3 protein-coding genes are annotated in these 2195 nt (G+C 65.3%); 2 read left to right on the top strand and 1 reads right to left on the bottom strand.

Going from position 1 to position 2195, the window contains the following annotated elements:
- Together AC1D1X_RS21260 and AC1D1X_RS21255 are read left to right on the top strand one after the other, a co-directional pair.
- Positions 1–673, top strand: a 673-nt coding sequence (locus AC1D1X_RS21260; RefSeq protein WP_477699109.1) for a 16S rRNA (uracil(1498)-N(3))-methyltransferase, incomplete at its 5' end; no start/stop codon positions are given.
- Entirely contained in the window at positions 670–1839 is a 1170-nt protein-coding gene (locus AC1D1X_RS21255; RefSeq protein ID WP_477670460.1) for an MFS transporter, read from the top strand. The genes AC1D1X_RS21260 and AC1D1X_RS21255, both read left to right, overlap by 4 nt.
- A gap of 152 nt (positions 1840–1991) precedes the next feature.
- On the opposite strand, the gene AC1D1X_RS21250 is transcribed toward AC1D1X_RS21255, so the two are convergent.
- Positions 1992–2195 (bottom strand): alpha/beta hydrolase (locus AC1D1X_RS21250; RefSeq protein WP_477699108.1); only part of this gene is annotated, 204 nt, incomplete at its 5' end.

Raw genomic sequence — 2195 nt, 5'->3', positions numbered from 1 at the left:
GATGCAGCCCGGCGACGCCCTGACAATATTCAACGGCCAAGGCAACGGCCAGCCCGGCAGCGAAGGGGAATTTGCAGCCACCGTCGAGCGCATGGGCCGCAGCGATGTGGAGGTCCTTATCGGCGGCTACACCGCCACGGCACGCGAAGCCAGCCGCTCCATTCACCTGGCCGTCGGCATGCCCGCCAATGACCGCATGGACTGGCTGATTGAAAAAGCCGCCGAATTGGGCGTGGCCAGCATCCAGCCCTTGATGAGCGAGCGCAGCGTGCTGCGCATCAAGGGTGAGCGAGCCGACAAAAAAATCGCGCACTGGCGGGGCGTCGCCGTCGCGGCCTGTGAGCAATGCGGCCGCAGCCGCATACCACCCGTTCACGACGTCGCTAACCTGTCTGACTGGCTCAAAGGCGCGGGGCAGGGCGCAGCTGGCGGCACCCGGCTGCTACTCTCATTACAAGACGGCAGCCGGCCGCTGGCCGAAGCGGTGGCCGCAGCTGRTGCCGGCGCACTGACCTTCCTGAGCGGTCCCGAGGGCGGCCTCAGCGCGGCTGAAGAGGCTGCGGCCATGGCTTGCGGCTTTGCGGCCGTCACCCTCGGCCCGCGCGTGCTTCGGGCCGAAACCGCACCGCTCGCCTGCCTGTCGTTTCTCGCACTGACAAGCGGCACGCCATGAACCGCAATCTCTGGCTGCTGGCCGTCTGCCAGGGCCTCTTTCTCACCAACAACGTCACCTTCATCGCCATCAACGGCCTGGTCGGCCTGAACCTGGCGCCGCTGGGCTGGATGGCGACACTACCCGTCATGGGCTACGTGGTGGGTGGCGCGCTGTCCACGTCCGTGGTGGCGCGCACGCAAATGCGCTTCGGGCGCAAGATTTCCTTCCAGCTGGGCCTGCTGGTGGCCGCCGCCTCGGCCCTGCTGTGCTGCTATGCGGCTTACAGCAAAAATTTCTGGCTTCTGGTGGCCGCCACCGTGGTGGCGGGCTACTACAGCGCCAATGCGCAGCTCTACCGCTTTGCCGCGGCCGAGCTCGCCCAGCCTGCTTTTCGCGAAAAAGCCATTTCCCTGGTCATGGCAGGCGGCCTGCTGGGCGCCGTCGCCGGGCCCAACCTGGCGGCCTCTACGCGGGGGCTGACCGACGTGCCCTTTGCAGGCGCCTACCTGGCGCTGGCCGGCGTGGCGCTGCTGTCGATGGCGCTGCTGGCATTCATCCGGTTTCCGCCGCCGCCCGAGGCGCATGCCAGCCGCGGTGGCCGGCCGCTTCGCGAAATCATGCGGCAGCCGATCTTCATCGTGGCCGCCGCAGCCGGTGCCCTGGGCTTTGGCGTGATGAACCTGCTGATGGCGGCCACGCCAATTGCGATGCAGGTTTGCGGCCTGCCGTTTTCCAGCGTCGCGCTGGTGCTGGAGTGGCACGTGATCGGCATGTTCGCACCCGGTTTTTTCACCGGTCACCTGATCCGGCGCTTCGGCACTTTGCCCATCATGGCGGTGGGTCTGGCGCTCAATGGGGTGTGCGTGCTGATCGCGCTCTCGGGCGTGGAGCTCAAGGAATTTCTGGCGGCGCTCTTTTTACTGGGCCTGGGCTGGAATTTTCTTTTCACCGGCAGCACCACCCTGGCGCTTGAGACCTATCGGCCGGAAGAAAAAGACAAGGCGCAGGGCGCGCTCAATTTCTGTATTTTTGCCGTGCTGGCGGTTTCCTCGCTGGCCTCCGGCGTGCTGGTGACCACCCAAGGCTGGGCGCTGTTGAACCTGGGGTCGCTGCTGCCGCTGGGGCTCACCGCCGCCGCGCTGGCCTGGCTTGCAGTCGGCCAACGCAAGGGACAGAAGGCCTGAGAACCTGGTTACGCCTCGCACCGTGTCCGACATTGCGGCCAGGCTGGGCATGGAACCCGGCGATGCCGCCAGTTATTGCTATTGTTTTTATAGCTGTTTGCGCCCGTTCTTATTGGGCTGAAGCCGAATTTCTCTTGAGATTTTCTTAACCGCTAGAAGCGGGCGTCCAGCCAGGCCTTGAGCGTGTCAAACACCGGCTCCGACTCGACTTCATTGAATATCTCGTGATAGAGGCCCTCAAAGCACCGCGACGTCACCATGCCGGCGGTCACGGCCGGTGAGTTGGCCGCGTTTTCCGCGAAAGCGCGGCTGCCGGCCGGATTGACAAGCCGGTCCGCACCCGCATACATCAGCAG

The sequence above is a fragment of the Polaromonas sp. P1_G4 genome, assembly GCF_056405475.1.
Note: the sequence above shows the minus strand (reverse complement) of the source record. Positions and strands in the feature narration are given on the sequence as shown.